Below are 22,317 nucleotides of genomic sequence, written 5' to 3' on the forward strand. Positions count from 1 at the left end.
TTTCTATAAATTCAACGTCAAACTAGGATTTCCTTGTTCAACTAACCTTGTTATTTAGTCAAATAAAAACGACCGCAAAAAGCAGTCGATCATTGTTAAACTAAAGCATGCGTTAGTTCAATAAGTTAAGAATCATTATTTATTAATAGTAGTACTATTAGATTAGTAAATCCCCTTCAGTCTGAAGGGGATTTTTTTTTACAATTTTTTCTCTTTGATTACGAATAAAACACCTGTGAGAATTAAGATAGAGCCGATCCAAAACGTTACATTAATGTTTTCTCCTAGAATAAGCCATCCAAGTAATGTGCCAACCACTGGTTGAAAGAAGAAAAACAAACCACCACTTGAAGCGTTAAGCATTTGTAATCCACGATTCCAAAGTAGAAACCCACCTGCTGTTGAAACAATTCCTAAATACAAGAGTCCTCCCCAAATTGTAGGGTGAGTCAGTTGAGAGATATTTATTTCGTTTAGTCTTGGCAAAACGAATGGAGTTAACGTGATTAGGGCCACTAGTATGGAATAAGTGGTAACCACAATTTGTGAATAATCATTTGGCAAACGCTTTACAAGCACAGACATAAGTGCCCAAGTTAAAGCAGCTATAAGTAGTGAAATACCTCCAAGTAAACTGGACGTATTCACATCACCAATTCCAACAATAAGAATGACCCCAATTGTGGCTAAACAAACTGAAACGCCCTTTCTTAACGTCAACTGTTCTTTAAGGATTAAGTGAGCAAAAATAACCATAAATGCTGGTGTTGAAGATGTTATTATAGCTCCCATTTGAGCCGAAGATAACATTGTACCAGTTTCCTGAGCAACAATTGAAATGGCATTTCCAATTACCCCAATAGCTACGATTAATAAGAAATAACGTTTCTCAATTCGCAAATTTTGACGTGTAATGAAGCCGATAACGAGAAGTGCAACAATTGCCACTAAATATCGCATCCACACAAGTTCTAATGGGGGTATGACCGATACTACAATTTTCACAACAACGTACATACCACCCCAGATACTGGAAGCTAGGGTTAAATATAAGGAACCTAATAAGGTATTTTTCATTTTAAAATCCTCCGTCTTTTAATTGGGTCAAATTGCCCTAACGGAGAGATGTAGTCACCTTCAATCACTCCATTAAGAGCAGAAGCGTGCTACTGGTACATCATTTTCAAATAATGGAGTCCAATACATATTAATTCACCTCAAACTACGATATTTGTTTTTAATTGTAGCAAAGAATATTGATTAGTTCATTATAGAATAGCGACTTCTGCTAATTGAAGTCGCTATTTTAATATAGTTCAATCCTTAACATCTAAATGAATCGATATCTTCCTCAATCGGAATTTTGCAAGTACTTCTGTTCTTAATCGATCAGCTAACAAATTAACCCGGCATTTTACGAATATCATTTTAATTTTAAGAGCCAATTTGTGTGATGTACTTCACAGTCTTGGATATAGTCTTTTTGTACAATTATGACATAGAAGAAGACTGCATCTTGTACCCAATTTTATCAATTAATCAGGCACTTCGATGTTAAAAAAGTCACATGGAGGTTGAACATGAGATGAGAAAAACCCTCGAGCGATCATTTTACTCAAAAAACAGTAAGTATTCATTTTTCATTATTTTATTTTTACTTTTTACAACATGGATTGGAACGGACCGGTTTTTACACTTCGATATGGCATTAATGGGTTATTTTATATCTTCGCTCATTTTTGCCGTAGGTTTAACAATCAGGATGTCAGCATGGCTAATCAGGCCGGCAACTCATCAGGTTATAAAGCGTAGTTTAAAAAATTTAAGAGAAAATACTAGAAAAAAACGTAATCTAGTTTCAATTTTTAAAACAGCATTTGAAAATATTTTCTTACAGAAATTTATCTTTAAAAGGGGAATTTACAGGGGTGTACAGCATTTTCTAATTTCATGGGGATGCATTGGTTCGTTTGCAATCACCTTTGGTTTGACATTTGGTTGGATGCACTTTGAACTTGTTGATTCGAATACTTACACAATTGTCGTTATGGGTGTAGATACTATTACAATGGCAGCACACGGTATATTCGCTGAAATGGTTTACAACGGGCTAAACATAACAGCTAGTATGGTTCTTATTGGTTTAATCATGGCAATTGTAAGAAGAATAATGAACCAAGATGTGAAGGTGACACAACGAGCTGAATTTGATTTATTACCTTTATATTTACTACTTGCTGTAACTATAACGGGACTTCTATTAACTGTTTCATATGTTTTTTTAGGTGGTTGGATGCATCATTACTTAACACTTATTCACCAAGTCTCAGTCGTTATTCTACTAATCTATTTTCCATTTGGAAAGTTATTTCATTTACCGATCCGCCCATTAGCAACAGCAGTACCGCTGAACTATCAACAAGAACTTCAGGTTGATACAAGGCCATGTAAAAGATGTGGGACACTCTATAGTTCTGATGATCAAATTAGTGATGTAAAAGATATATTAGCTGCCCAAAGCTTTGATTTACAACTTGAAGATAAAAGTTATCTCTCAGACTATTGTTTACCATGTCGAAGAAGAATTAGAGTTATGAAGCAGCTAAATTCAGAGCCACATCTTAAAAGCAATGACCCAATATCTACATTAAATGGAATACAAATGTCTGGTTTTAGTAAAAAAAGATCAGATGACTATTATCGTTTTCCAGAGGAAGTACAAAAGGATCTTAATCAATATACAAAAGGGGACAGTGAAGAATGAGCCAATACATCGGCAAAGAAGGAGTTAAAAACCTTCATAAACAAGGAGAAAAATTAATTACTACCCATTGTTGTTACTGTGGTATGCAGTGTGGAATGCATATACGTGTGAATGAGAAAACTGGAAAGGTAGTTGGGGTAGAGCCAAGATATGATTGGCCAGTTACAAGAGGGAAAATGTGTCCAAAAGGAGTAACAGCATATCAAACTGTTGAGCATGATGAACGAATCCTTACACCACTTATTAAGAAAAACGGTCAATTTATAAAAGCTACATGGAAAGAAGCGCTAGACCTTATAGAAGAAAACTTTATACGGATTCAAAAAGAAAGTGGGAGGGATGCTTTATCTGTTTTTGGTGGGGTATCTATGACGAATGAAAAGTGCTATTTAGTAGGTAAATATGCGAGAGTTGGTCTTGGCACAAGGTTTATCGATTACAATGGTCGATTCTGTATGAGTTCTGCTGCAGGTGGATTCCTTAAGACACTCGGCACTGATCGAGGTTCAACTCTTCCTTGGCCTGAATTAGAACATACTGATTGTTTCTTTATCGCTGGTTCAAATACAGCCGAGTGTCATCCTACGAGTATTCAATGGTTGTGGAGAGCAAAGGACAAGGGAGCCAAACTGATTGTAGCAGATCCGCGCGAGACTCCAACAGCGCGTGTTGCAGATGTACATTTGGATCTAAAGCCAGGTACAGACTCTGCATTGGCCAACGGAATGCTTCATCTACTAATTAAAAATGGCTATGTAGATCAAGATTATGTAAACGAAAGATGTAATAATTTTGAAGAACTAAAGAAAACAGTTGAAAAGTATACACCCGAATACACTTCAAAGATAACAGGCGTGTCGGTTGGAAAAATCGTAAAAGCTGCTCATATATATGGACTATCTCAAAAATCAGTCGTTATGTTTGCAAGAGGTGTTGAGCAACAGTCAAAAGGTGTAGATAACGTTTCACTTTATACATCGATGGCACTGCTTAGAGGTCAAATAGGTAGATTTGCTTCCGGGGTTGCTACTTTTACTGGACAGGGAAATGGTCAAGGAGGAAGAGAGCATGGGCAAAAAGCCGATCTTTTACCAGGATATAGGAAGCTTACAGATCCAGAAGCGGTGAAGTATGTATCAAAAGTATGGGGAATCGATCCAAAAGAAATGCCAAAGCCAGGTGTTTCTGCATATGAAATGTTCGATGAAATTCAAAAAGGTAACATTCGTGGTATGCATGTTATTTGTAGTAACCCAGCAGTCTCTGCACCGAATCTTGAACATATTTGGAACGGGTTTAGGAAGCTTGATTTCTTAGTTGTCAGTGACTTTTTTTTATCAGAAACAGCTGAGTTTGCAGACGTAGTATTGCCAGCTACTACTTGGGCAGAGGATGAAGGAACAACAACTAACCTCGAAGGTCGAGTGATTCGAATTCGTAAAGTACGTGAACCTTTAGGTGAATCAAAGCCAGATTGGGAGATTGTTAGCTTAATAGCTGAACGAATGGGTAAAGGTAAATATTTTCCATATAAAGATGCTGAAGAAGTTTTTGAAGAATTCCGCTTAGCATCTAAAGGTGGGAAAGCAGATTACTACGGAATAACATGGGATCGCATTGATAAGGAAGACGGAGTGTTTTGGCCTTGCCCTTCCGAAGACCATCCAGGAACTCCAACGATGTTTATAGACAAGTTTGGTACGCCAGACGGAAAAGCTAATCTCCCATGTGTTGAATGGAAAGAAGCAGGTGAAACTCCAACGAAGGAGTATCCTTTGTTCTTAACGACAGGAAGGGTAGTGTTTCACTATTTATCTGGGGCTCAAACAAGAAGAGTCAAATTTCTTATGGAACAATGTCCAGAGCCATTTGCTGAGATGCATCCGGCACTTGCTAGCCAATATGGATTGGAGAATGGTGACCTTGTAAAATTGACCACACCGCGCTCTTTTATGATTGTAAAAACGAAATTAACAAAAGCTACGAGAAGAGATACGGTGTTTGTTCCATATCATTGGGGAAAAGAATTAGCGGTCAATCAATTAACCAATCCATGTTTAGATCCGATTTCGAGAATGCCAGAATTTAAAATATGCTCACTGAAGATTGAGAAATTAAATAACTTTTGAATGGAGTCGGGATAGATGAATAAAATCATGTATTTAGAGTTTGAGCGATGTATTGGATGTCGTTCTTGTCAAGCAGCTTGCCGAGAATGCGGTGATCATGACGCAAAAGAAAGAAACTATGTAGAATATGTTGATTTCATGGAAAGTCGACAAACCTATCCGATGCTTTGTATGCAATGTAAAGATCCAGCCTGTGCACGAGTTTGTCCCGCGAATGCTATTCAAATAACAGAAGAAGGTGTAGTTCTTTCAGCTATGGAAGAGAAATGTATAGGATGTAGGAATTGTACTTTTGGGTGTCCGTTCGGTATTCCAAAGTTTGATTTTGAAGAAAATAAAATGTACAAATGTGACATGTGCTACGATCGCTCAAAATACGATATTGCACCAATGTGTGCTTCAGTATGTCCTAGTGATGCAATTCGTTTCATAGACTTTGATGAAATGCAGCAACTGCGTAGAAAAAGATCTCAGATGAATCTCATTGAAGGTAAAAAACCACAAGAAGGAAATAAGTGGGAATATGTTCCAGAGTTCTTTGGAGTATATACAAAATAAAATCATATAAGGCGAAAGGAGACGTACCTATGCCACAAGAAAATAAAGGTAAACGAAATGTAAAAGAAACAAATGATGATATGATTAACTTAATCGATAACTTAAACAGGAATGAAGATTTAAAATTAAACAGAAGATCATTTCTAAAATCCGTTGTAGGTGCTTCTGTTACGCTTGGATTAGCAACGGTTCCATTTTCAGCTATTGCCCTTACTAACAAGAAAGAAGATATAAACAGACAAAAGATTATAAAGTTGAAAGACTTGCCAAAAGATAGTTCAATAAACTTTAACTATCCAACAGCCGATGAACCTGCGATACTAGTACACACAAAAGATGGTAATCTAAAAGCTTATAATAATAAATGTACTCATTTACAATGTCCTGTTTTTTACGATAAAGAAGAATCAAAGCTATTGTGCCCTTGTCACCGCGGATTTTTTAGTGTGGATAATGGTCAGCCGCTAGCTGGCCCACCTCAGCGTGAATTACCACTCATTAAATTAGAAGTAATAGATGGGGTTGTTTACGCAGTTGGAAGGAAAGTTCGTCATGGTGCATAAAAAATATTGGATAATCATATTTGTAACCTTAATTGTTAATGTAGTGATGCTTCAATGGACGATCGAGTCTTTTTATGGAGAAAAATATGAACATGTTAGGTTATATACTGTCATAGGAGTTCTTTCATCTATAGTTTGCTTTCTAACCTACTTAAAATGGAGTAAGAAAGAATATCAAAAATAATCAAGGTTGATAGAATGTAGGCTTTAAAAATAATCATCGAAATCCCCCGGTTTTTAATCTACTGGGGGATTTTTATTGATGATTAATCATAAATTTTACATGTTAAATAGGTTAGTATTTTTAAGTTACCACTCGTTTGTTGCTTCAATTAATAAATTGTTTCCTTTAAAGGATCTCTCACCAAGACGTGTAATCAATATACATTCTGTAATATTTGATGACTGTTCATTCATCTTGTAGCTAATGAACAGACCAGAGGCAATTTCTTTATTTTTTTCATCGAAAACTTGCACTTTTTTTCCTTCTAAACTACGTAGTCTCGCTTTTTGAAGAAAGACAACCCAATAGTCCCAATTTGTAATGATGAATGCTCCTTCTCCAGTAGCTAAGTAGCCTAATAAACTTTGAGAATCATTACATTCGGCATTAAGAACTAGAATAAGATTCTTTATAATGTGGTGTATAATGGTATATTGTTTTAGATTTAATTGTGGGGGAATATTGATTTTTAGAGATTTTTTATCAGAATCTATGACAGCTTTTAATTTAATGTTACCTTTTTTGTAAAAATACGTACCACCTTGTATTTTAAATCCCTTCATCTTAAGATTCTCTGCTATAGAAATTTCAGGGTTAATAGCGTGTAATTCAACAGTTAACATGATGAATATCTCCTCCTGTGACTTACTTATAATCAATCCATTCCTTATTATAGAAGATAACGAAAAAAGATCCTGTGACATTTATTACATGTAGGTGGGGGAGAATTATAAACTTGGTCATCACACAATAAGAAAGTGGTCCCTATTAAAATGGACCACATTAAATAAAGCATAAGTTTTACCAGTTACCAATTTAGAATAAACTTTTTATAAGCTAGTTTATTTTACTCTTACTAGTGGATAGATCACTAAATTGACCGATATAATAAATCACTTTGCCATTATCATTACACACTTGAGTGATTGTCAGCCATTCTAAATAAACTTCACCATTTTTACGCTTGTTCCAAATTTCACCTTGCCAGTTACCACGATCTTTGAGCTGTTTCCAAAGTTGTGAATAGAATGCTTTGTTATGATGTCCAGATTGAAGGATACTTGGCTTTTTCCCAATGACTTCTTCTTTATTATATCCTGTTACTTTAGTGAAGAATGGATTTACTTTTTGGATTACTCCTTGTTCATTTGTTACCATCATTGCTTGTGCTGTATTTTCCAATATTTTATATTCCGTTTTCAATTTTTCACGGAAAGTCATCCGTACAACAATTACAAAACTGAGAAGCGCAAACTCAGATAATGCCATAAATCCAATCGCATAATGTCCTGTCAAGCTAAACACTGATGTTAAAATTAATGGAGGGAAGAAGCCCCCTAAACCTCCCATAGCAGCAACCAAACCATTTACAATTCCGGCTTGTTTTGTAAAATAAAGTGGTACTAATTTAAAGATTGTACCGTTTCCGATCCCTGAGCAAACTGCTACTAATAAAACCCCTACAGTGTATAGTTTAATAGTAGGAGAGAAAGATAATAGAACTCCAGAAAATGTTAATCCACCAAAGACAAACAATAATATGTTGAAAGGATTGAATTTATCTGAAAGAAGGCCACCGATTGGTCGGAAAAGTGTTGCTAGAGCAATGAAACCAGCTGTTCGAATACCAGCGTCAACAGGACTTAAATTAAAATTATTCACTAAAAAATTAGGTAAATAAATTGTAAAAGCAACAAATGATCCAAATGTAATGAAATAGAATAAATTAAGTGACCATAAAGTTGAATTACGATAAACATCTTTTACTTGTTTTACAACAGGAACATTTACTTTCTTCTCATTTTTATCACCAAGCAAAAAATTTAATAGGGCAAACGCAATTAGTAATACTAAGTAAAATCTGACTGTTGTTTCCCAACCAAATGATTTTGCTAAAACAGGTGCGGAAAATGCCGTTATAGCTGTACCGATATTACCAGATCCATAGATTCCATTTACAAAACCATGTTTATTTGAAGAGTAATACTTAGGTAGTGAAGTTACTCCGATTGAAAAGACTGCACCACCTATACCAACAAACAATCCTCCAATAACTAAATCTAAAAGTGAATCAGCATGACTAATGAAAAATACAGGAAATAAAAGTGCAAGAAAACAGATGATGAAAATGGGTCTTGCTCCAAATCGATTCGTGTAATACCCAATTGGAATACGTAGGATGCTTCCTAAAATAACAGGAATGGCAGTTACTAAGGAGACTTGACCATTAGTTAATTCAATATCTTGGCGAATATTTGGCATAAGTGAAGAAATAAGTACCCATACCATGAACCCTACGATGAGACTTGATGTTTGAAGAGGTAATTGGATTTTAGAACTTTTCATATAATGATGCCCCTTTCAATGGATCAATAATAAAATTTATTAACTAAATATTACCAATCAATTGAAAGGATTGTTGTGAACTATATCACACAAAGGAGGGAAGGGTTAATAACTTATTTTAAACTATTCGTTACCTTATCAGTTTAAAAATTTCTTCGTAAATACTTAGAAGATTTTTATGAAAGAGCACAAAATATTACGTTTTAAAAAAATCTCTTTAAAAGACAATTTTTTTTATGAAAAAACATAGGACTTTTAGAAATGTCGTAGACTGGGCAACTTCAAGAAGAATGGAATTGTTAACGTGAGTATGCTTTTTTGATTATACAAGTGGCATCTATCGTGGACCAATCATTTTTATAGATAATTAAAGCAATAAAAAATAAAATAACCTTAACTATTTAGAGCCTAGGTTAAGGTTACTTGTTTTTTAATAATATCACGAAAAGGCAAGTTTAATCAGCTGACTACTTTAATAGTCTTGTAAAGAACTAATCTATATTACATATATCTTTTGGGCAGTTATCACAGCCAATTTCATTTTTAAGAAATTGTAAGTCTTTAATAATAATTTTTCCATCAGGAGAATAACTAATAACATTTTTTTTCTTTAAATCACTTAACATCCGATTAACACTTTCTCTTGTAGCAGCACAAAATTTAGCTAATTCTTGATTGGTAAGATGGATATTAAGTAGAATTTCGTTTTCTATTAATTCCCCGTAAGAGTTTGATATACGGATGAGTGTGGAGTAAAGTGCACCTTTTTTACCATTTAACACTAAGTCTCGAATCATAGATTGATTTTTTCTAAGGTGAGTAGAAATCCATTTCATAAATTCAAATGTCAAAGGAGCATGGTTAATTAATTTTTTCTCCAAAACATCTTTTGGAATGACCTGTACTTCTGCAGCTTCTAAAGTATAAGCGCTAAGCATATAATTTGCATTTTCTGAAAAGAGAGTCAATTCCCCAATTAAATCATCTTTTTGACAAATGCGAAGATTCAATTCGTCACCATATAGAGTTAGCTTACTTACTTGGATCATTCCTGATTTAATTAGATACAACTCTTTAGCATCTTCTCCTTCTTGAAATAAGAAGGTGCCTTTTTTTACTGAACGTGTCGTGCCGATTGACTGTAATAAAGAAGCCAAATCTTTAGAAACAATTGAAAGGTCACTTTTTCGATTATTATTTTTTTCCATCAAAGTATCTCCGCCCCGTTATAGTTGAACACAAATGTTTTATGTATTTATCAAGTAAACAAGTATTTTAGGTATTACATTTATTATTATAATACCTTGCAATTGTTTAGCATAGAACTCTAAGGAGATTGGAGATAAAAGATTGCCTTGTAGTGACTTAAGGAAAATGCTGCGAACTAGTGTTACAGATAAATACATCAACAACATACAATCAATATGGGAAAAACAAGATGACAGATACTCCGAAACCCGTACAGAAGAAAGTCATAAAATCTAGAACAAATTTTGCATTTGTTTGTATTGGAACTAAAAAATAAAAATAAAAAAGAACTTCTCATTTAAGAGAAGCTCCTTGTTCTTTTAGGATATTATCCTTGTAATATTGTTTTCAAATCGTCTTGTGCATTTGTAATTAATTTTAAACCAAACGTATCAACTAATACATTTAATACGCCTTCGTTAATAAAATCAGGTGCTTTTGGTCCGATTCGAATATCTTGGATTCCAAGACTAAATAACCCTAATAAAATAGCCACAGCTTTTTGCTCAAACCAAGAAAGTATAATACTCACTGGCAATTCATTGACACTACAATTAAAGCTTTTTGCTAATGCAGCCGCAATTTTAATTGTTGAAATTGAATTATTACATTGCCCTAAATCAATAAATCTAGGAATGTTAGTACCAGTTACAGTACCGTAGTCTACATCATTAAAGCGAAATTTACCGCAAGATGTTGTTAAAACGACTGTATCATTAGGTAAAGAAGTTACAAGCTCACGATAATATTCACCACCTTTACCTGGGGCGTCACAGCCTGCTACAACAAAGAAGCGTTGAATCTTCCCATTTTTTACAGCTTCTACAATTTCAGGCGCAATCGACAAAACGGTTTCGTGATGATACCCGGTAGTCATTACTTCTTCCGATTCGATATTTGCTACTGGTAGTTCTAATGCACGTTGAATTAATGGTGAAAAATCTTCCTTTATAATTTTTGTTACGCCTTCTAATCCCGCGACTTCATATGAGAAGAAGCGATCTGCATAACTTCCCTTTATTGGCATCACACAGTTTGTGGTTGCTAAAATCGCTCCAGGGAATTTTTCAAATAAACGACGTTGATCAAACCAAGCTTTTCCGATGTTTCCTTTTAAATGTGGATATTTTTTCAATGCAGGATAACCGTGAGCCGGTAGCATTTCAGAGTGAGTGTAAATATTTATACCTTTACCTTCTGTTTGTATTAACAATTCTTCTAATGCAAATAAATTGTGACCAGTTACAACAATACATTTTCCTTCGATTTTATTAGAAGAAACTTGTACTGGTTCAGGAATGCCAAAATGTTTTATATGAGCTACATCTAATAGCTCCATTACACGAATTGCGGCTTGACCTACTTTCATAGCCATATCAATGTGTTCTTGTAAGTTAAAATTAGAATTTGTTAAAGTCATATATAGAGCTTCATGTGTTACTTGATCAACAAATGGATCAGTATATCCTAATTGAGCTGCATGTGTTCGATAAGCTGCAATTCCCTTTAACCCATAAACCATTGTATCTTGTAAACTTGCAATTGTTTCATCTTTTCCACATACACCTACAATCTTACAACCACCAACCGGAGTTTGTTCACATTGGTTACAAAACATCCTTCATCCCCCTAACAATTTTTACTAACTTCATTATATGGGGGGATATAATCATTGTTTGTGACTTAAATCACATGGAATCGCTAAACTAAAAAATAAATTTTTCCAAAATATAAAATCAAGATTCATAGAAAAACAAATAGAGAGCAGGAAAGATATTTATCTTTTAATAAAAAAAAGGGTGCCTAATAGACAGCCTTTTTTTCAACAATCTATAGTTAGATTGAACAAAGCATTAATTTTTAAAGAGATGATATATTGAGAGATTAATAGAGTAAATTTTATGAATTACTTAGCAAAGTAACTTTTAGGTAACTTAAAATGATTCTGATTCATCACATCGCGTAGTCGGTCAGGATAATCCGTAATAATGCCATCAACACCATCATCAATAAGCTTTTGCATAGTTGGTTGATCATCAACTGTCCATGGAATAACCTTCATACCGTATTTGTGAGCTTCTTGAACCATACTTTTAGTAATATAAGGCGTGTAGTTCGCATCAGTAATTTTGCCATCCTGTGGGAATCCATGGACTGGAGAAATTGCATCTACACCTAATGAATGGGCCGCAGTAACAAGATTTCCATCAAAATCATCAATATCGATTCCACCTAACCAAGGTGATTTCCCAGGTTTGTTAGGTTGTAGAAATTCTGGTCCGTTCGTTAGCGCAATAAGAGGCAATCGAGGTTCAACTTCATTCATAAGCTTGAGCGATCCCCAGTCAAAACTTTGAATTGACACTTGGTCCAACATCCCAGCTTCACGAACTTGTTTGGCAACGATCTGAACAAATTCCTCGCGAGGAGCTGTTTGTTCTGGTGCTCCAGCTTCAACTTTCGTTTCGATATTCATCCACACTTTTTTAGCTTTGTATTTCTTTACAAGATTAAATACCTCAGTTAACAGAGGCATACGAGCACCAGGGCTTAGTTGTTGGCCAGGGAATTGGGGTAGACTTTTTGAACCACAATCGAGCGTTCTTACTTGAGCTAGCGTTAAATCTTTTATGTATTTTCCAACGTATGGGTACTTTGGATCACCAACAAATGCTGGTTTCGTGTCAGAGCATTTAGTACCTGTAATCTTGCGATCGTGTGTAATAACAGCTTGGTGATCCTCAGTTATTTGTACGTCAAGCTCAAGAGTGCTAACGCCAAGTTCAAGTGCATGAGAGAATGAAGCTATAGTCGACTCAACTGTAAGACCTAATCCTCCACGGTGAGCTTGAAGGTCAAAACCTTTTGGTCCAAACGACTTAAATGTATTCTGGTTCGCAGTAATTGTTTGTGCCGAAACTTGGTTAATTCCTGAAAATACCATAAGTGATGTCATTGCTGCTAAAATTAACTTTTTCCTATTCAATTTTAATCATCTCCTCATATAAATCTATTACTCTATAAGAATAGATAATAAATTTAAAGTTCAAATGATTAAAATAATAAATAAACGTAAATAAATGTTGAAAAATGTAAAAATAATTAGTTTTTTAGAGAAAAAAATAAGCCAAATCCATTTGAATTAGGATTTGGCTTTATTTCTATTGAGCTTTTTTCGCTCTATTTTCTTTTACTTCAAATGTTAATTTTTCTTTACCCATTAAGATAATCGCGATAAAACCTAAAGTAATTGGAATTAGCGTCCATTTGAAAGTAGTTGCAACTGAATGGGCCATTGCTTCTGAGATTTTATGAAGTACTTCTGGTGGAATTTTAGCTCTAGCATCAGCGGATAATAATGCACGTGAGTCAACTTTTCCGCCAAATGCACCTAAATTACCAAGTAAATCACTTACTTTATTTTTAAAAACGTGATTTTGAATTGTACCAAAAATAGTAACCCCAATTGTCATACCTAATGTTCTAAAGAAAGTATTAGTTGAAGTAGCGATGCCTCGTTTTTGAGGTTCGATTTTATGTTGAGTTGCCATACTTAATAATGAGAATGAACAACCCATTCCAAGACCAGCGATAATCATATAAAATGTTACTGTTGATCGAGCTGTATTAATATCTAATGTACTTAATAAATACATACCAATAAAGAATAAAACAACTGAAACTAACATGATGCTTCGATAACTAAATTTACGTACCGATTGTCCTGCTACCTGGCTACCTACAACAGAACCAAGCATCATGGGAATAAGAATGATACCAGAATTTGTAGCAGTACCACCATAAACGGATTGAACAAAAAGAGGAATTAATACAGTCGTAATAATAAATGCAGAACCGTAGAAAAATGCAACACCTTGAGTTGCCGCAAATAGCTGCTTTTTAAATAAGCTAAATGAAATAATTGGTTCTTCAACTTTTCTTTCAATTAGAATAAATGCGATAAATAATACTGCAAAGATTGCAAATAAGGAAATAATTGGACCAGAATTCCACTCGTATTCATTTCCACCGAGTTCAAGTGCAAACATTAAACTGACAACTGAACCGACAAGTGTAATAGCACCAAACCAGTCGATTTTAAGTTTTCTAAGGTGCAGATTTTCTTTATAAAACTGAGAAATTAAATATAAAGAAATAATACCTAAAGGTAAGTTGATATAGAAAATCCAACGCCAATCAATTTGATCAGTAATATAAGCCCCTAAAAGTGGTCCAAATACACTAGAAAGACCAAAAACTGCACCAAATAAACCAGTCATTTTCCCTCGTTTTTCAGGTGGGAAAATATCGAAAATAATTGTAAAGGCAATTGGCATAAGTGAGCCTCCGCCAATTCCTTGAATCGCACGATAAATACTTAATTGAACAATACTATTTGCTGTTCCACACAATGCCGAACCAATTAAGAAAATTAAAAGTCCTAATAAATAAAATCGCTTACGTCCATACATATCCGATAACTTACCAAATATAGGCATACTTGCCATAGTAGCAACCAAATATGCAGAAGTTACCCAAATAAATTGGTCTAAACCACCTAGTTCTCCAACAATTGTCGGCATCGAAGCTGATACAATTGTGTTATCCATAGCCGCCATGAGCATTCCTAATAATAGACCTGCTACGACAAAGCCAACCTTGCTGTCTTTTGAAACCATTAAGTTTCCCCCTTATTTAATTTTTTAGTCTCTTTTGGAATCAATTCATTAATATCATTCCAAAAATTAAATAATAATGTTAACTCTTTATCATTATACTGGTTAAAAATATTAGAAAGAGAGTCAGATAATGGTTTAAAAAGTACTGCTAATTCATCATCACGTTCATACACTGGTTGAATAATTACTCGTCGACGGTCATTAGGATCTTGAATACGTTCAACAAAGTTGACTTTTTCAAGTCGGTCAATAACACCTGTGATAGCACCAGTAGTTAAATGTGTTAACTGAGATAACTTTCCAGCTGTAATCGGACCAGTGTGACAAAGTAATTCTCGACATCGTAAATCAGTCGCATTTAAATGAAGAATTGAGGCAAGCCCTTCGTTAAAAAGGACGATTGAAGTGCTAAATTTTCTAAATTCCATTATTAGTGATGGAATAAATTCACTTCGATTGATTGGGTTTTCTGACATTTCATTCTCTCCTTAAAATATAGGAAGTACAAAAAAGTTAACGCAACTAAATATCTTAGTAACTAAAATAATTATAATTCAAAGTAACCAATTAAAGTAGAAATTGTGAGTATTTTAACCAAAATTTAATTTAGTATTAAATTATGATTTTTGATCATTTTTTAGGATGACGAAGGGTAAAAGGGATTAGGTAATTTAAATTGAAATCGTTTAAATAGATGGATTAGGTGGTAGGTAAAAAGTCATGAATGTATAAAATCTTTTTTTATGCACTTACTTCACCAATTAATTCTTTCAATAATTATTTGTCCTTTAACGAATGATATGAAAGGAAGTTAATGAAAAAGTGTAGGTGTTAAACAATGAAAAAGAATATTGAGATTGTACCTTATCGTACTTCCTGGGAAGAAGATTTTCAGTCTGAAAAAAAGGCAATTGATCTATTATTACCAGAGAAAGTAGCAATTTATCATATAGGGAGTACTTCAATTCCCAATCTGTTTGCGATGCCTATCATTGACTTAATGATTGTAGTAAAATGCTTAAAAAAGTTTGATGAGTATAGTGATGTCCTAAAAACGATAGGTTACGAACAAATGGGGGATCAATCTAAGCAAGACAGGAGATTTTTTATTAAATGTGATGATATTTGTAGTTTCCATATTCAAGTATTTTCAAAAGGAAATGCAGCTGTAGAACGAAATATCGTATTTAGAGAATATATGATTGCGCATACTGATCAAGCAATGGAATATATAAAATTAAAAAAAGAACTTGTAAAAGACAAAACAGAATAGAAAAGAGGGCAAAAAGAATTTTTAGATGAAATCGATAGAAAAGCAAGTAAATGGAAGAAATAACACTCCTTCCATGGAAGGAAGGAGTGGCTTAACGATGTTCCTCATATTTTGTAAGAAGTGAAATTTCTTTTATTTGCGCAATTTGTTGTAATTTTAATGGTTTTGCAAAATAAGCGTTAATATGATCTAATAATTGATCTTTATTTCTAGCTCCGACAGCTAATGATGAAACGGCTTTATGAGAAAGAGCATATTGTAAAGCTAAGCTATGTAAGGATTGTTCATCATCAAGAATCCCGAGAAGTTTGTGAATTGTATCGCGGCATTCTTGTTCTGAATATGACATATAGCCCTTATTAGACAGTTTCTTTTCCCATTTACTTGTTAATAGGCCTTTTGCCACGGACCCGCGTGCAATGACAGAGATCGTATGTTTTTCGAAAAGCGGAAAAAATTCTTCAGGTCTACGCTCTAGTACATTATATTGCATCATAACACCTTGTATAGATGAATGATTTACAAATCGATTAATAACATTCGGACGAATTGAAGAGATTCCATAGTGGCGAATTAAACCTTCTTTTACTAATTCATCAAAAGTAAAAACAGTTTCTTCATATTGATCCTCGATTGTCCCACCGTGAAGTTGATAATAATCGATATAATCTGTATTAAGCCTACGTAAGCTGTCTTTTACTGCTTCTTTAATATATGCTCTTGAAGGATCCCAATACCATGTATTATCATTTGAATTATTCCAACGGTTTCCGACTTTCGTTGAAATAACCACTTGATCTCTACGACCTTTTAAAGCTTTTCCAACAATTTCTTCATTTTTACCGAAATCATATAAATCAGCAGTATCAAAGTAATTAATTCCAGCATCGATTGCGGCATGAATTGTTGAAATCGCCTCATTTTCTTCTGTCCCAAGAGACATACAGCCTAAACCAATTTCGGATATTTCTAATAAAGTAGAACCAAGTTTACGTTTTTTCAATATAAATCCCTCCAAATTTAATTGTAGGGAAAAGAGAATTATTTTACAACATAGAGCAACTTGCCATTGGCGTTTTGAATCCATTCTTGAACGGTTTTATATTGCATACTAATAACTTCGATGGTTTTTAAAATTTCTGTTTTGGAGCCCACAAGGACAACAGAATTTTCCGTCATAGACATTTTCATCAGACTACCTCATTTCAGAAAGTATTTAAATGAAATAAATGATAAAATGTATGTGACAACCATATTAAATAGAACAAGGTGATGAAAAAAATGAAAAAATTTGAAGAAAAAACACTAGCAGAAGAAAAAGTATTTACAGGAAGAGTTATATCACTCTATCACCAAAAGGTAGAATTACCGAATGGAAATACGAGTACGCGTGAAATTGTAAAGCATCCCGGCGCAGTGGCTGTTATTCCAATTACAAATGAGGGGAAAATTGTTTTTGTAGAGCAGTACCGAAAAGCGTTAGAAAGAAGTCTACTAGAAATTCCAGCAGGCAAATTAGAAAAAGGCGAAGAGCCACTTGTAACGGCTAAACGAGAGCTAGAAGAAGAAACTGGATATGAAGCAGCAAATTGGGAGCATATACAATCATTTTATACTTCACCGGGATTTGCAGATGAGTATATACATATTTATGTAGCAAAAGGTTTAAAGAAATTAGAAAATAGTGCTGATTTAGACGAAGATGAATTTGTTGAAATTTTTGAGCTAACATTAGACGAGTGTCTAGACGAACTAAAAAAAGGTTCAATTCATGATGCAAAAACATGTTTTGCAGTCCAATATTTACAATTATTACAACAAAATTAAAAAAAATTAAAAATAAATCTCAAAAAATGATAATAAACATCTTAAATAAAAGACATTTTTTGAGAGGATGAGTAGATGAGAATTTCATCAGTTAAAAAAACAGCTAAAAATCATTTATCCAGTAATTGGGGAAAAGCGATTTTAACGCTAGTAGTTTTTGGTATTTTAGAAGGACTTATTTATATGTTACTTAATGGACCAGTAGATAAGCATTACACAGGAACTATATTTCCAAGTTCTAAACAGCAAGAACTAATTCCAGGTGGAGTACTTACAGTAATTGATGTTATATCTGCAATCATTAATACATTACTTGGTTATGGATTAATTAGTTACTTTTTAAAGTTGATTCGTGATGAAGAAAAAAACATATCGGACTTATTTAACTATTTTATAAGTGGACCCCAATTTATTAGAGCATTTTTAGTTGGATTCTTTGTAACTTTATTTACAGTATTATGGACTCTTTTACTAATAATTCCTGGAATTATAAAAGGACTCTCTTATTCACAAGTTGGCTATATTTTAAAAGATTATCCAGAAATGAAAGCGTTGGATGCAATTACACTAAGCAGAAGAATGATGGATGGATATAAATGGAAATTGTTTTTACTAGGGCTTTCATTCATCGGTTGGGGTCTTTTAGTCATTATCACTTTTGGGCTTGCATTGTTCTATGTAGGACCATATTATTATGCTTCCCAGGCTCAATTTTATCAGGAAGTAAAAGTAGCCTATGAAGAAAAAAAGGAAACAATTTAAATATCTAACGACTAAGACGTTAATTTTATTAACGTCTTTTTTGACGTTTTTAATGATAAAATAGAAATCGGGAAAAATGAATACAATAAGACAACTAATCAATTACGATGAAGGTGAGAATATTGTTTGTTTATGGTGAGCTTGGCACATATCACGTTCGAGTTAAAGGGGATGGAAAAGTCACAGTTCTTTTAGAATGTGGAATGATGCATACTCTTCATCAATGGAAGTATTTACAAGAAGAGTTGAGTAAATATGCCAAAGTTATAACATACGATCGATTAGGGTATGGAAAAAGTGGAATATGGACAACAGAAAGATCAACAGAGCAACAGGCTTTTGAATGCTATGATATTTTATTAGCATTAAATATTAAAAGTCCATTAATTGCTGTAGGGCATTCTCTAGGGGCATATATTGTCTTCCAATTGTCTAGGCTTTTTCCACATGCTATCCAATCAATGATTTTACTCGATCCAACACATCCGACACTAGAGGAACATGAGCAGAAATTATATGATAAGTTACTATATCAATTTGCGGTCATGATGAAGACTGCGAACCAATTTCATCTTACTAAGGCTATTCCAAATAAGCTAATGAATAAAATAATGAAAACTGCCCCAGATAATCAGTTCGAAATGATTAGCGCAATTAAGAGCTATAAGCATTGGAAGACTGTTGTTAGTGAGTGGAAAAACTTAAATTATAGTAACTTACGTATTAAGGATGCATTGAAAATTAAAATGAATATTCCTTTACTAGTATTAACAGCTTCAAATCAAAGTGGATTACAGCTTAATCTGAAGAAAAAAAAGGAATTACTACATAAAGTTGAAAAGTATCATAATGAATATTGTGAAACAACCAATCAAGGTAACCGTCAAACATTAGAAGGCTACACACATTCAACTATTTATGGAAATAATGTAGAAAATGCAAAATCGATTGGTGATATTATAAAAAAACAAATTGAATTATTAAATTAGAACAAAGCTGTTTTAGTCGTTGCCTGACTTTAACAGCTTTTTTATATTGAATTTTTGTGAAAATCATTTCATTACTCGATCAAATGATTGCCCCCACGAAAAGCGAGCATCCTGGAACTGAAATCATCACTTCTCACCATATATATAGGAACAAGAGTCACTTATCCTTAATTATTAATTTTCCAACTTTTATAAATTAATAGAATAAATTACTTGTCCATTCATAAAATGAAGAGAGAATATAGTCCAGGAGATGATATCATGACAAGAAGCTCAGTCAAATCAACGATGAAAAAACATGTTAAAGATTATTTGTCACTCTATATTTTTGTTAGTGTGATCTTACTTTTTGGTGTAGTATTTGGAGCAGTCATCGTAAATAGTATGAATGTGAGTCAAAAACAGGATATTCTATCCTTTATCACACATTTTTTTGGACAAGTTAATAATGGTGATTATATTAGCGGAAATGAAGTGTTCCTTTCTAGCTATTCCTCTCATTTGAAGTTTTTAGCATTGATTTGGGTTTTAGGGATCTCAATTATCGGATTACCAATCATTCTTATTTTATTATTTATGAAAGGATTGGTAGTTGGATTTACAGTTGGATTTTTAGTCAATCAATTAGGTTGGCACGGTATTTTATTAGCATTTTCTTCTGTTTTTCCACAAAATGTTATCGTTTTACCATTATATATATTATTAACAGTTTTAGCAGTTCAGCTATCTATTCGAATGATTCGAAAACAATTTATTAAAAATGATAATGAACCAATTATGAAACAGCTAGTCTCGTATTCTATTGTCTTTGGAGTTGTTGCAGTTTGCTTAAGTATTGCAAGTATTATTGAAGCATATGGTTCAACATATTTTTTAAAAGCCATTTCAGAAATAATTGTTTCAAAAAATTAACAAATAATTTTTGACACTTTCTCTTTCTTTGTTATAATTATTATCAAGTGGCGAGGGAGTGAAAAGAATGGAAGAACGAGTTGAACGAATAAAGAAACAACTACATTTAGCAGGATACAAATTAACACCACAACGGGAATCTACTGTTCGTGTTTTATTAGAAAACGAAGAAGATCACCTAAGTGCAGAAGATGTTTACCTCCTAGTGAAAGAAAAATCGCCAGAAATTGGACTTGCTACTGTTTATCGTACGTTAGAATTACTAACTGAGTTAACAATTGTTGATAAAATAAATTTTGGTGATGGCGTTTCAAGATACGACTTAAGACATGAAGGTGCACAACATTTTCACCATCATTTAATTTGCACGGTTTGCGGAGCAGTAGATGAAATTCATGAAAATCTATTAAGTGAAGTTGAAAAGACAGTTGAAGAACGTTGGAATTTTAAAATTAAAGATCATCGATTATCATTTCATGGTGTGTGTCATCGTTGCAATGATCAAAACGAAGAGTAGTAAAATGATTTTAATTTAATTAAAATCATTTTATTTTTGATTCTTAAAAAACGGAGCAGTTCAATAAAAAGAGTCTGCTCTTTTTCATGTTCTAAAAATGACACTGAATGATTAATGTTGGTTTTTTGAAGTATGATTTGTCCTATTTTTGCATAGTATGTAGTAATGATGTCTTTACTTCTAGCAAAAGGTGGTGGTCATATGAAAAAAAGAGCAAGTATTGTTTTTAATGTAATAAAAGTTACAATTTTATTCATTACATGTACAATTTTATTTTATTTTGCTATTCAATGGATTCATTCTGAATATGAAAATATGCATCGATATGACCGACCAGAAGGCTCAATGTTAAAGGTGGACACTCATCAAAAGGATGGTGCTTTTAACCAGTTGGTACGGTTTTATCAAAACGGGGAGTAATGAAATGTGACAACGACTGATAAAACACCTTTTAAAAAAGAATTTGATTTTGCAACGGAGGATTTTATCCATTTTATCCAAGTTGAAAAAGGTTTATCTAAAAATACAATTCTATCATATGGTAAGGATTTAGAAAGCTACGGAAAATATTTGGACGTTGTTGAAAATATAAATGGTCTCGCATATATAACTAGGTTACATATTATAAGTTATTTAAAATATTTAAAAGAAAGAGATTTAACGGCTCGAACAATGGCTCGTCAATTAGCAACAATTCGCTCATTTCATCAATTTTTAATTCGTGAGGTTGATGGGATGAAAGACGATCCTTCACTATTAATCGAAATTCCAAAAGCCCCAAAAGTACTTCCAAAGGTATTATCACTACAGGAAGTAGAGGCTTTATTAGAAGTACCTGATTCTTCTACATTTGGTTTAAGAGATAAGGCAATGCTAGAATTGTTATATGCTACTGGCATGCGGGTGTCAGAGCTATTATCTTTAAATCTATCTGATATTAATTTAACAATGGGATTTGTGCGATGTTTAGGTAAAGGTAGTAAAGAAAGAATTATTCCGTTAGGTAAACTTGCAATTGAATCAATTGAAAATTATTTAAAATTAGCAAGAAATGAATTAAAGGGTAAAAAAAATAATGATGCATTTTTCTTAAATCATCATGGAAATAGAATGTCTAGACAAGGATTTTGGAAAAACTTAAAAAAACAAGCTGAAAAAGCAAATATTCAACATGAATTAACGCCGCATACTTTACGTCATTCTTTTGCAACACATTTATTAGAAAATGGCGCTGATTTAAGGTCGGTACAAGAAATGCTAGGACATGCAGATATATCTACGACACAAATTTATACACATGTAACGAAAAATAGGCTTAAGGATGTTTATAAAGAGTTTCATCCAAGAGCTTAATTTCAGACTGCCCGCCAAACATTCGCTTTTTTCGTTGCTTCGCCTGCCTCCCTCGGTGCGAAATTACCGTCAAAGGTAACTCCGCTCCTCATCAGGCTTCGCGCCTCGAAAGACAAGCGCTTGCAAATCAGTCTGAACCTCAGATTATAAATCATAATCTAAACACTTTAAGAG

At 33.4% G+C, this 22,317-nt stretch carries 22 protein-coding genes; 12 read left to right on the forward strand and 10 right to left on the reverse strand.

Features of this window, described 5'->3' with window-relative positions; translation table 11 throughout:
- Positions 1-198 precede the first annotated feature (198 nt).
- A complete protein-coding gene (locus RAH41_RS08840) occupies positions 199-1,077 on the reverse strand; it encodes a DMT family transporter (RefSeq protein ID WP_331221922.1) in 879 nt (292 codons plus the stop codon).
- A gap of 508 nt (positions 1,078-1,585) precedes the next feature.
- Here RAH41_RS08840 and RAH41_RS08845 point away from each other — a divergent pair.
- Genes RAH41_RS08845 through RAH41_RS08860 form a run of 4 tightly spaced genes read left to right on the forward strand, consistent with a single transcriptional unit; the run spans position 1,586 to position 6,014 of the window.
- On the forward strand, positions 1,586-2,764 hold the full coding sequence (locus RAH41_RS08845; protein ID WP_331221924.1) for an MFS transporter: 1,179 nt from the start codon (positions 1,586-1,588) through the stop codon (positions 2,762-2,764).
- Complete coding sequence (gene fdhF, locus RAH41_RS08850; RefSeq protein ID WP_331221925.1) at positions 2,761-4,893, forward strand: formate dehydrogenase subunit alpha; 2,133 nt, start codon at positions 2,761-2,763, stop codon at positions 4,891-4,893. The genes RAH41_RS08845 and fdhF overlap by 4 nt, the downstream gene beginning before the upstream one ends.
- Before the next feature lie 15 nt (positions 4,894-4,908).
- Positions 4,909-5,451, forward strand: a complete 543-nt coding sequence (locus RAH41_RS08855) for a 4Fe-4S dicluster domain-containing protein (protein ID WP_331221927.1) — start codon at positions 4,909-4,911, stop codon at positions 5,449-5,451.
- 29 nt (positions 5,452-5,480) lie between these two features.
- Positions 5,481-6,014 (forward strand): Rieske 2Fe-2S domain-containing protein, encoded by a 534-nt coding sequence (locus tag RAH41_RS08860; RefSeq protein WP_331221928.1) that lies wholly within the window; start codon positions 5,481-5,483, stop codon positions 6,012-6,014.
- Between the two features lie 309 nt (positions 6,015-6,323).
- On the opposite strand, the gene RAH41_RS08865 is transcribed toward RAH41_RS08860, so the two are convergent.
- The 7 genes from RAH41_RS08865 to RAH41_RS08895 all read right to left on the reverse strand — a co-directional run bounded on the left by RAH41_RS08865 (position 6,324) and on the right by RAH41_RS08895 (position 14,986).
- Positions 6,324-6,860, reverse strand: a complete 537-nt coding sequence (locus tag RAH41_RS08865) for a hypothetical protein (protein ID WP_331221930.1) — start codon at positions 6,858-6,860, stop codon at positions 6,324-6,326.
- A gap of 214 nt (positions 6,861-7,074) precedes the next feature.
- Positions 7,075-8,583 (reverse strand): MFS transporter, encoded by a 1,509-nt coding sequence (locus RAH41_RS08870; protein ID WP_331221931.1) that lies wholly within the window; start codon positions 8,581-8,583, stop codon positions 7,075-7,077.
- A gap of 491 nt (positions 8,584-9,074) precedes the next feature.
- Positions 9,075-9,791 carry a Crp/Fnr family transcriptional regulator gene (locus RAH41_RS08875; protein WP_331221933.1) on the reverse strand — a complete coding sequence of 239 codons (717 nt, stop codon included), beginning with the start codon at positions 9,789-9,791 and terminating at the stop codon, positions 9,075-9,077.
- Between the two features lie 368 nt (positions 9,792-10,159).
- A complete protein-coding gene (hcp, locus tag RAH41_RS08880) occupies positions 10,160-11,449 on the reverse strand; it encodes a hydroxylamine reductase (RefSeq protein ID WP_331221934.1) in 1,290 nt (429 codons plus the stop codon).
- 288 nt (positions 11,450-11,737) lie between these two features.
- Complete coding sequence (locus RAH41_RS08885) at positions 11,738-12,817, reverse strand: glycerophosphodiester phosphodiesterase (RefSeq protein WP_331221936.1); 1,080 nt, start codon at positions 12,815-12,817, stop codon at positions 11,738-11,740.
- A 175-nt stretch (positions 12,818-12,992) separates the two neighbouring features.
- On the reverse strand, positions 12,993-14,510 hold the full coding sequence (locus RAH41_RS08890; protein ID WP_331221937.1) for an MDR family MFS transporter: 1,518 nt from the start codon (positions 14,508-14,510) through the stop codon (positions 12,993-12,995).
- Complete coding sequence (locus tag RAH41_RS08895) at positions 14,510-14,986, reverse strand: MarR family winged helix-turn-helix transcriptional regulator (RefSeq protein ID WP_331221939.1); 477 nt, start codon at positions 14,984-14,986, stop codon at positions 14,510-14,512. The genes RAH41_RS08890 and RAH41_RS08895 overlap by 1 nt, the downstream gene beginning before the upstream one ends.
- 362 nt (positions 14,987-15,348) lie before the next feature.
- Between RAH41_RS08895 and RAH41_RS08900 the strand changes: the two genes are divergently transcribed.
- Positions 15,349-15,783, forward strand: a complete 435-nt coding sequence (locus RAH41_RS08900; RefSeq protein ID WP_331221941.1) for a GrpB family protein — start codon at positions 15,349-15,351, stop codon at positions 15,781-15,783.
- Positions 15,784-15,874: 91 nt separating this feature from the next.
- Here RAH41_RS08900 and RAH41_RS08905 read toward each other — a convergent pair whose 3' ends face one another.
- Entirely contained in the window at positions 15,875-16,786 is a 912-nt protein-coding gene (locus RAH41_RS08905; RefSeq protein ID WP_331221943.1) for an aldo/keto reductase, read from the reverse strand.
- Between the two features lie 38 nt (positions 16,787-16,824).
- Complete coding sequence (locus tag RAH41_RS08910; RefSeq protein ID WP_331221944.1) at positions 16,825-16,974, reverse strand: hypothetical protein; 150 nt, start codon at positions 16,972-16,974, stop codon at positions 16,825-16,827.
- A 90-nt stretch (positions 16,975-17,064) separates the two neighbouring features.
- On the opposite strand from RAH41_RS08910, the gene RAH41_RS08915 reads away from it, so the two are divergent.
- From RAH41_RS08915 to xerD, 7 genes are all read left to right on the forward strand, one after another.
- Positions 17,065-17,610 carry an NUDIX hydrolase gene (locus RAH41_RS08915; RefSeq protein WP_331221945.1) on the forward strand — a complete coding sequence of 182 codons (546 nt, stop codon included), beginning with the start codon at positions 17,065-17,067 and terminating at the stop codon, positions 17,608-17,610.
- Between the two features lie 75 nt (positions 17,611-17,685).
- Positions 17,686-18,372, forward strand: a complete 687-nt coding sequence (locus tag RAH41_RS08920; RefSeq protein WP_331221946.1) for a DUF975 family protein — start codon at positions 17,686-17,688, stop codon at positions 18,370-18,372.
- A 122-nt stretch (positions 18,373-18,494) separates the two neighbouring features.
- Positions 18,495-19,361, forward strand: a complete 867-nt coding sequence (locus tag RAH41_RS08925) for an alpha/beta fold hydrolase (protein WP_331221947.1) — start codon at positions 18,495-18,497, stop codon at positions 19,359-19,361.
- A 261-nt stretch (positions 19,362-19,622) separates the two neighbouring features.
- Complete coding sequence (gene spoIIM, locus RAH41_RS08930) at positions 19,623-20,273, forward strand: stage II sporulation protein M (RefSeq protein ID WP_069031790.1); 651 nt, start codon at positions 19,623-19,625, stop codon at positions 20,271-20,273.
- Between the two features lie 67 nt (positions 20,274-20,340).
- The gene (locus RAH41_RS08935) at positions 20,341-20,790 is read left to right on the forward strand and encodes a Fur family transcriptional regulator (RefSeq protein WP_331221951.1); all 450 of its coding nucleotides are present in this window, start codon (positions 20,341-20,343) and stop codon (positions 20,788-20,790) included.
- 201 nt (positions 20,791-20,991) lie between these two features.
- On the forward strand, positions 20,992-21,210 hold the full coding sequence (locus RAH41_RS08940; protein WP_331221952.1) for a YqzK family protein: 219 nt from the start codon (positions 20,992-20,994) through the stop codon (positions 21,208-21,210).
- A 6-nt stretch (positions 21,211-21,216) separates the two neighbouring features.
- The gene (gene xerD / locus RAH41_RS08945) at positions 21,217-22,143 is read left to right on the forward strand and encodes a site-specific tyrosine recombinase XerD (protein ID WP_331221954.1); all 927 of its coding nucleotides are present in this window, start codon (positions 21,217-21,219) and stop codon (positions 22,141-22,143) included.
- Positions 22,144-22,317 lie beyond the last annotated feature (174 nt).

The sequence above is a fragment of the Gottfriedia acidiceleris genome (assembly GCF_036421055.1).
Taxonomy (GTDB): Bacteria; Bacillota; Bacilli; order Bacillales; family Bacillaceae_G; genus Gottfriedia; species Gottfriedia acidiceleris_C.

What these genes read in the sequence shown, in the direction of transcription:
- RAH41_RS08840 (WP_331221922.1), bottom strand. Translation starts at nt 1,077, where the DNA reads ATGAAAAATACCTTATTAGGTTCCTTATATTTAACCCTAGCTTCCAGT.
- RAH41_RS08845 (WP_331221924.1), top strand. Translation starts at nt 1,586, where the DNA reads ATGAGAAAAACCCTCGAGCGATCATTTTACTCAAAAAACAGTAAGTAT.
- fdhF (WP_331221925.1), top strand. Translation starts at nt 2,761, where the DNA reads ATGAGCCAATACATCGGCAAAGAAGGAGTTAAAAACCTTCATAAACAA.
- RAH41_RS08855 (WP_331221927.1), top strand. Translation starts at nt 4,909, where the DNA reads ATGAATAAAATCATGTATTTAGAGTTTGAGCGATGTATTGGATGTCGT.
- RAH41_RS08860 (WP_331221928.1), top strand. Translation starts at nt 5,481, where the DNA reads ATGCCACAAGAAAATAAAGGTAAACGAAATGTAAAAGAAACAAATGAT.
- RAH41_RS08865 (WP_331221930.1), bottom strand. Translation starts at nt 6,860, where the DNA reads ATGTTAACTGTTGAATTACACGCTATTAACCCTGAAATTTCTATAGCA.
- RAH41_RS08870 (WP_331221931.1), bottom strand. Translation starts at nt 8,583, where the DNA reads ATGAAAAGTTCTAAAATCCAATTACCTCTTCAAACATCAAGTCTCATC.
- RAH41_RS08875 (WP_331221933.1), bottom strand. Translation starts at nt 9,791, where the DNA reads ATGGAAAAAAATAATAATCGAAAAAGTGACCTTTCAATTGTTTCTAAA.
- hcp (WP_331221934.1), bottom strand. Translation starts at nt 11,449, where the DNA reads ATGTTTTGTAACCAATGTGAACAAACTCCGGTTGGTGGTTGTAAGATT.
- RAH41_RS08890 (WP_331221937.1), bottom strand. Translation starts at nt 14,510, where the DNA reads ATGGTTTCAAAAGACAGCAAGGTTGGCTTTGTCGTAGCAGGTCTATTA.
- RAH41_RS08895 (WP_331221939.1), bottom strand. Translation starts at nt 14,986, where the DNA reads ATGTCAGAAAACCCAATCAATCGAAGTGAATTTATTCCATCACTAATA.
- RAH41_RS08900 (WP_331221941.1), top strand. Translation starts at nt 15,349, where the DNA reads ATGAAAAAGAATATTGAGATTGTACCTTATCGTACTTCCTGGGAAGAA.
- RAH41_RS08910 (WP_331221944.1), bottom strand. Translation starts at nt 16,974, where the DNA reads ATGAAAATGTCTATGACGGAAAATTCTGTTGTCCTTGTGGGCTCCAAA.
- RAH41_RS08915 (WP_331221945.1), top strand. Translation starts at nt 17,065, where the DNA reads ATGAAAAAATTTGAAGAAAAAACACTAGCAGAAGAAAAAGTATTTACA.
- RAH41_RS08920 (WP_331221946.1), top strand. Translation starts at nt 17,686, where the DNA reads ATGAGAATTTCATCAGTTAAAAAAACAGCTAAAAATCATTTATCCAGT.
- spoIIM (WP_069031790.1), top strand. Translation starts at nt 19,623, where the DNA reads ATGACAAGAAGCTCAGTCAAATCAACGATGAAAAAACATGTTAAAGAT.
- RAH41_RS08935 (WP_331221951.1), top strand. Translation starts at nt 20,341, where the DNA reads ATGGAAGAACGAGTTGAACGAATAAAGAAACAACTACATTTAGCAGGA.
- RAH41_RS08940 (WP_331221952.1), top strand. Translation starts at nt 20,992, where the DNA reads ATGAAAAAAAGAGCAAGTATTGTTTTTAATGTAATAAAAGTTACAATT.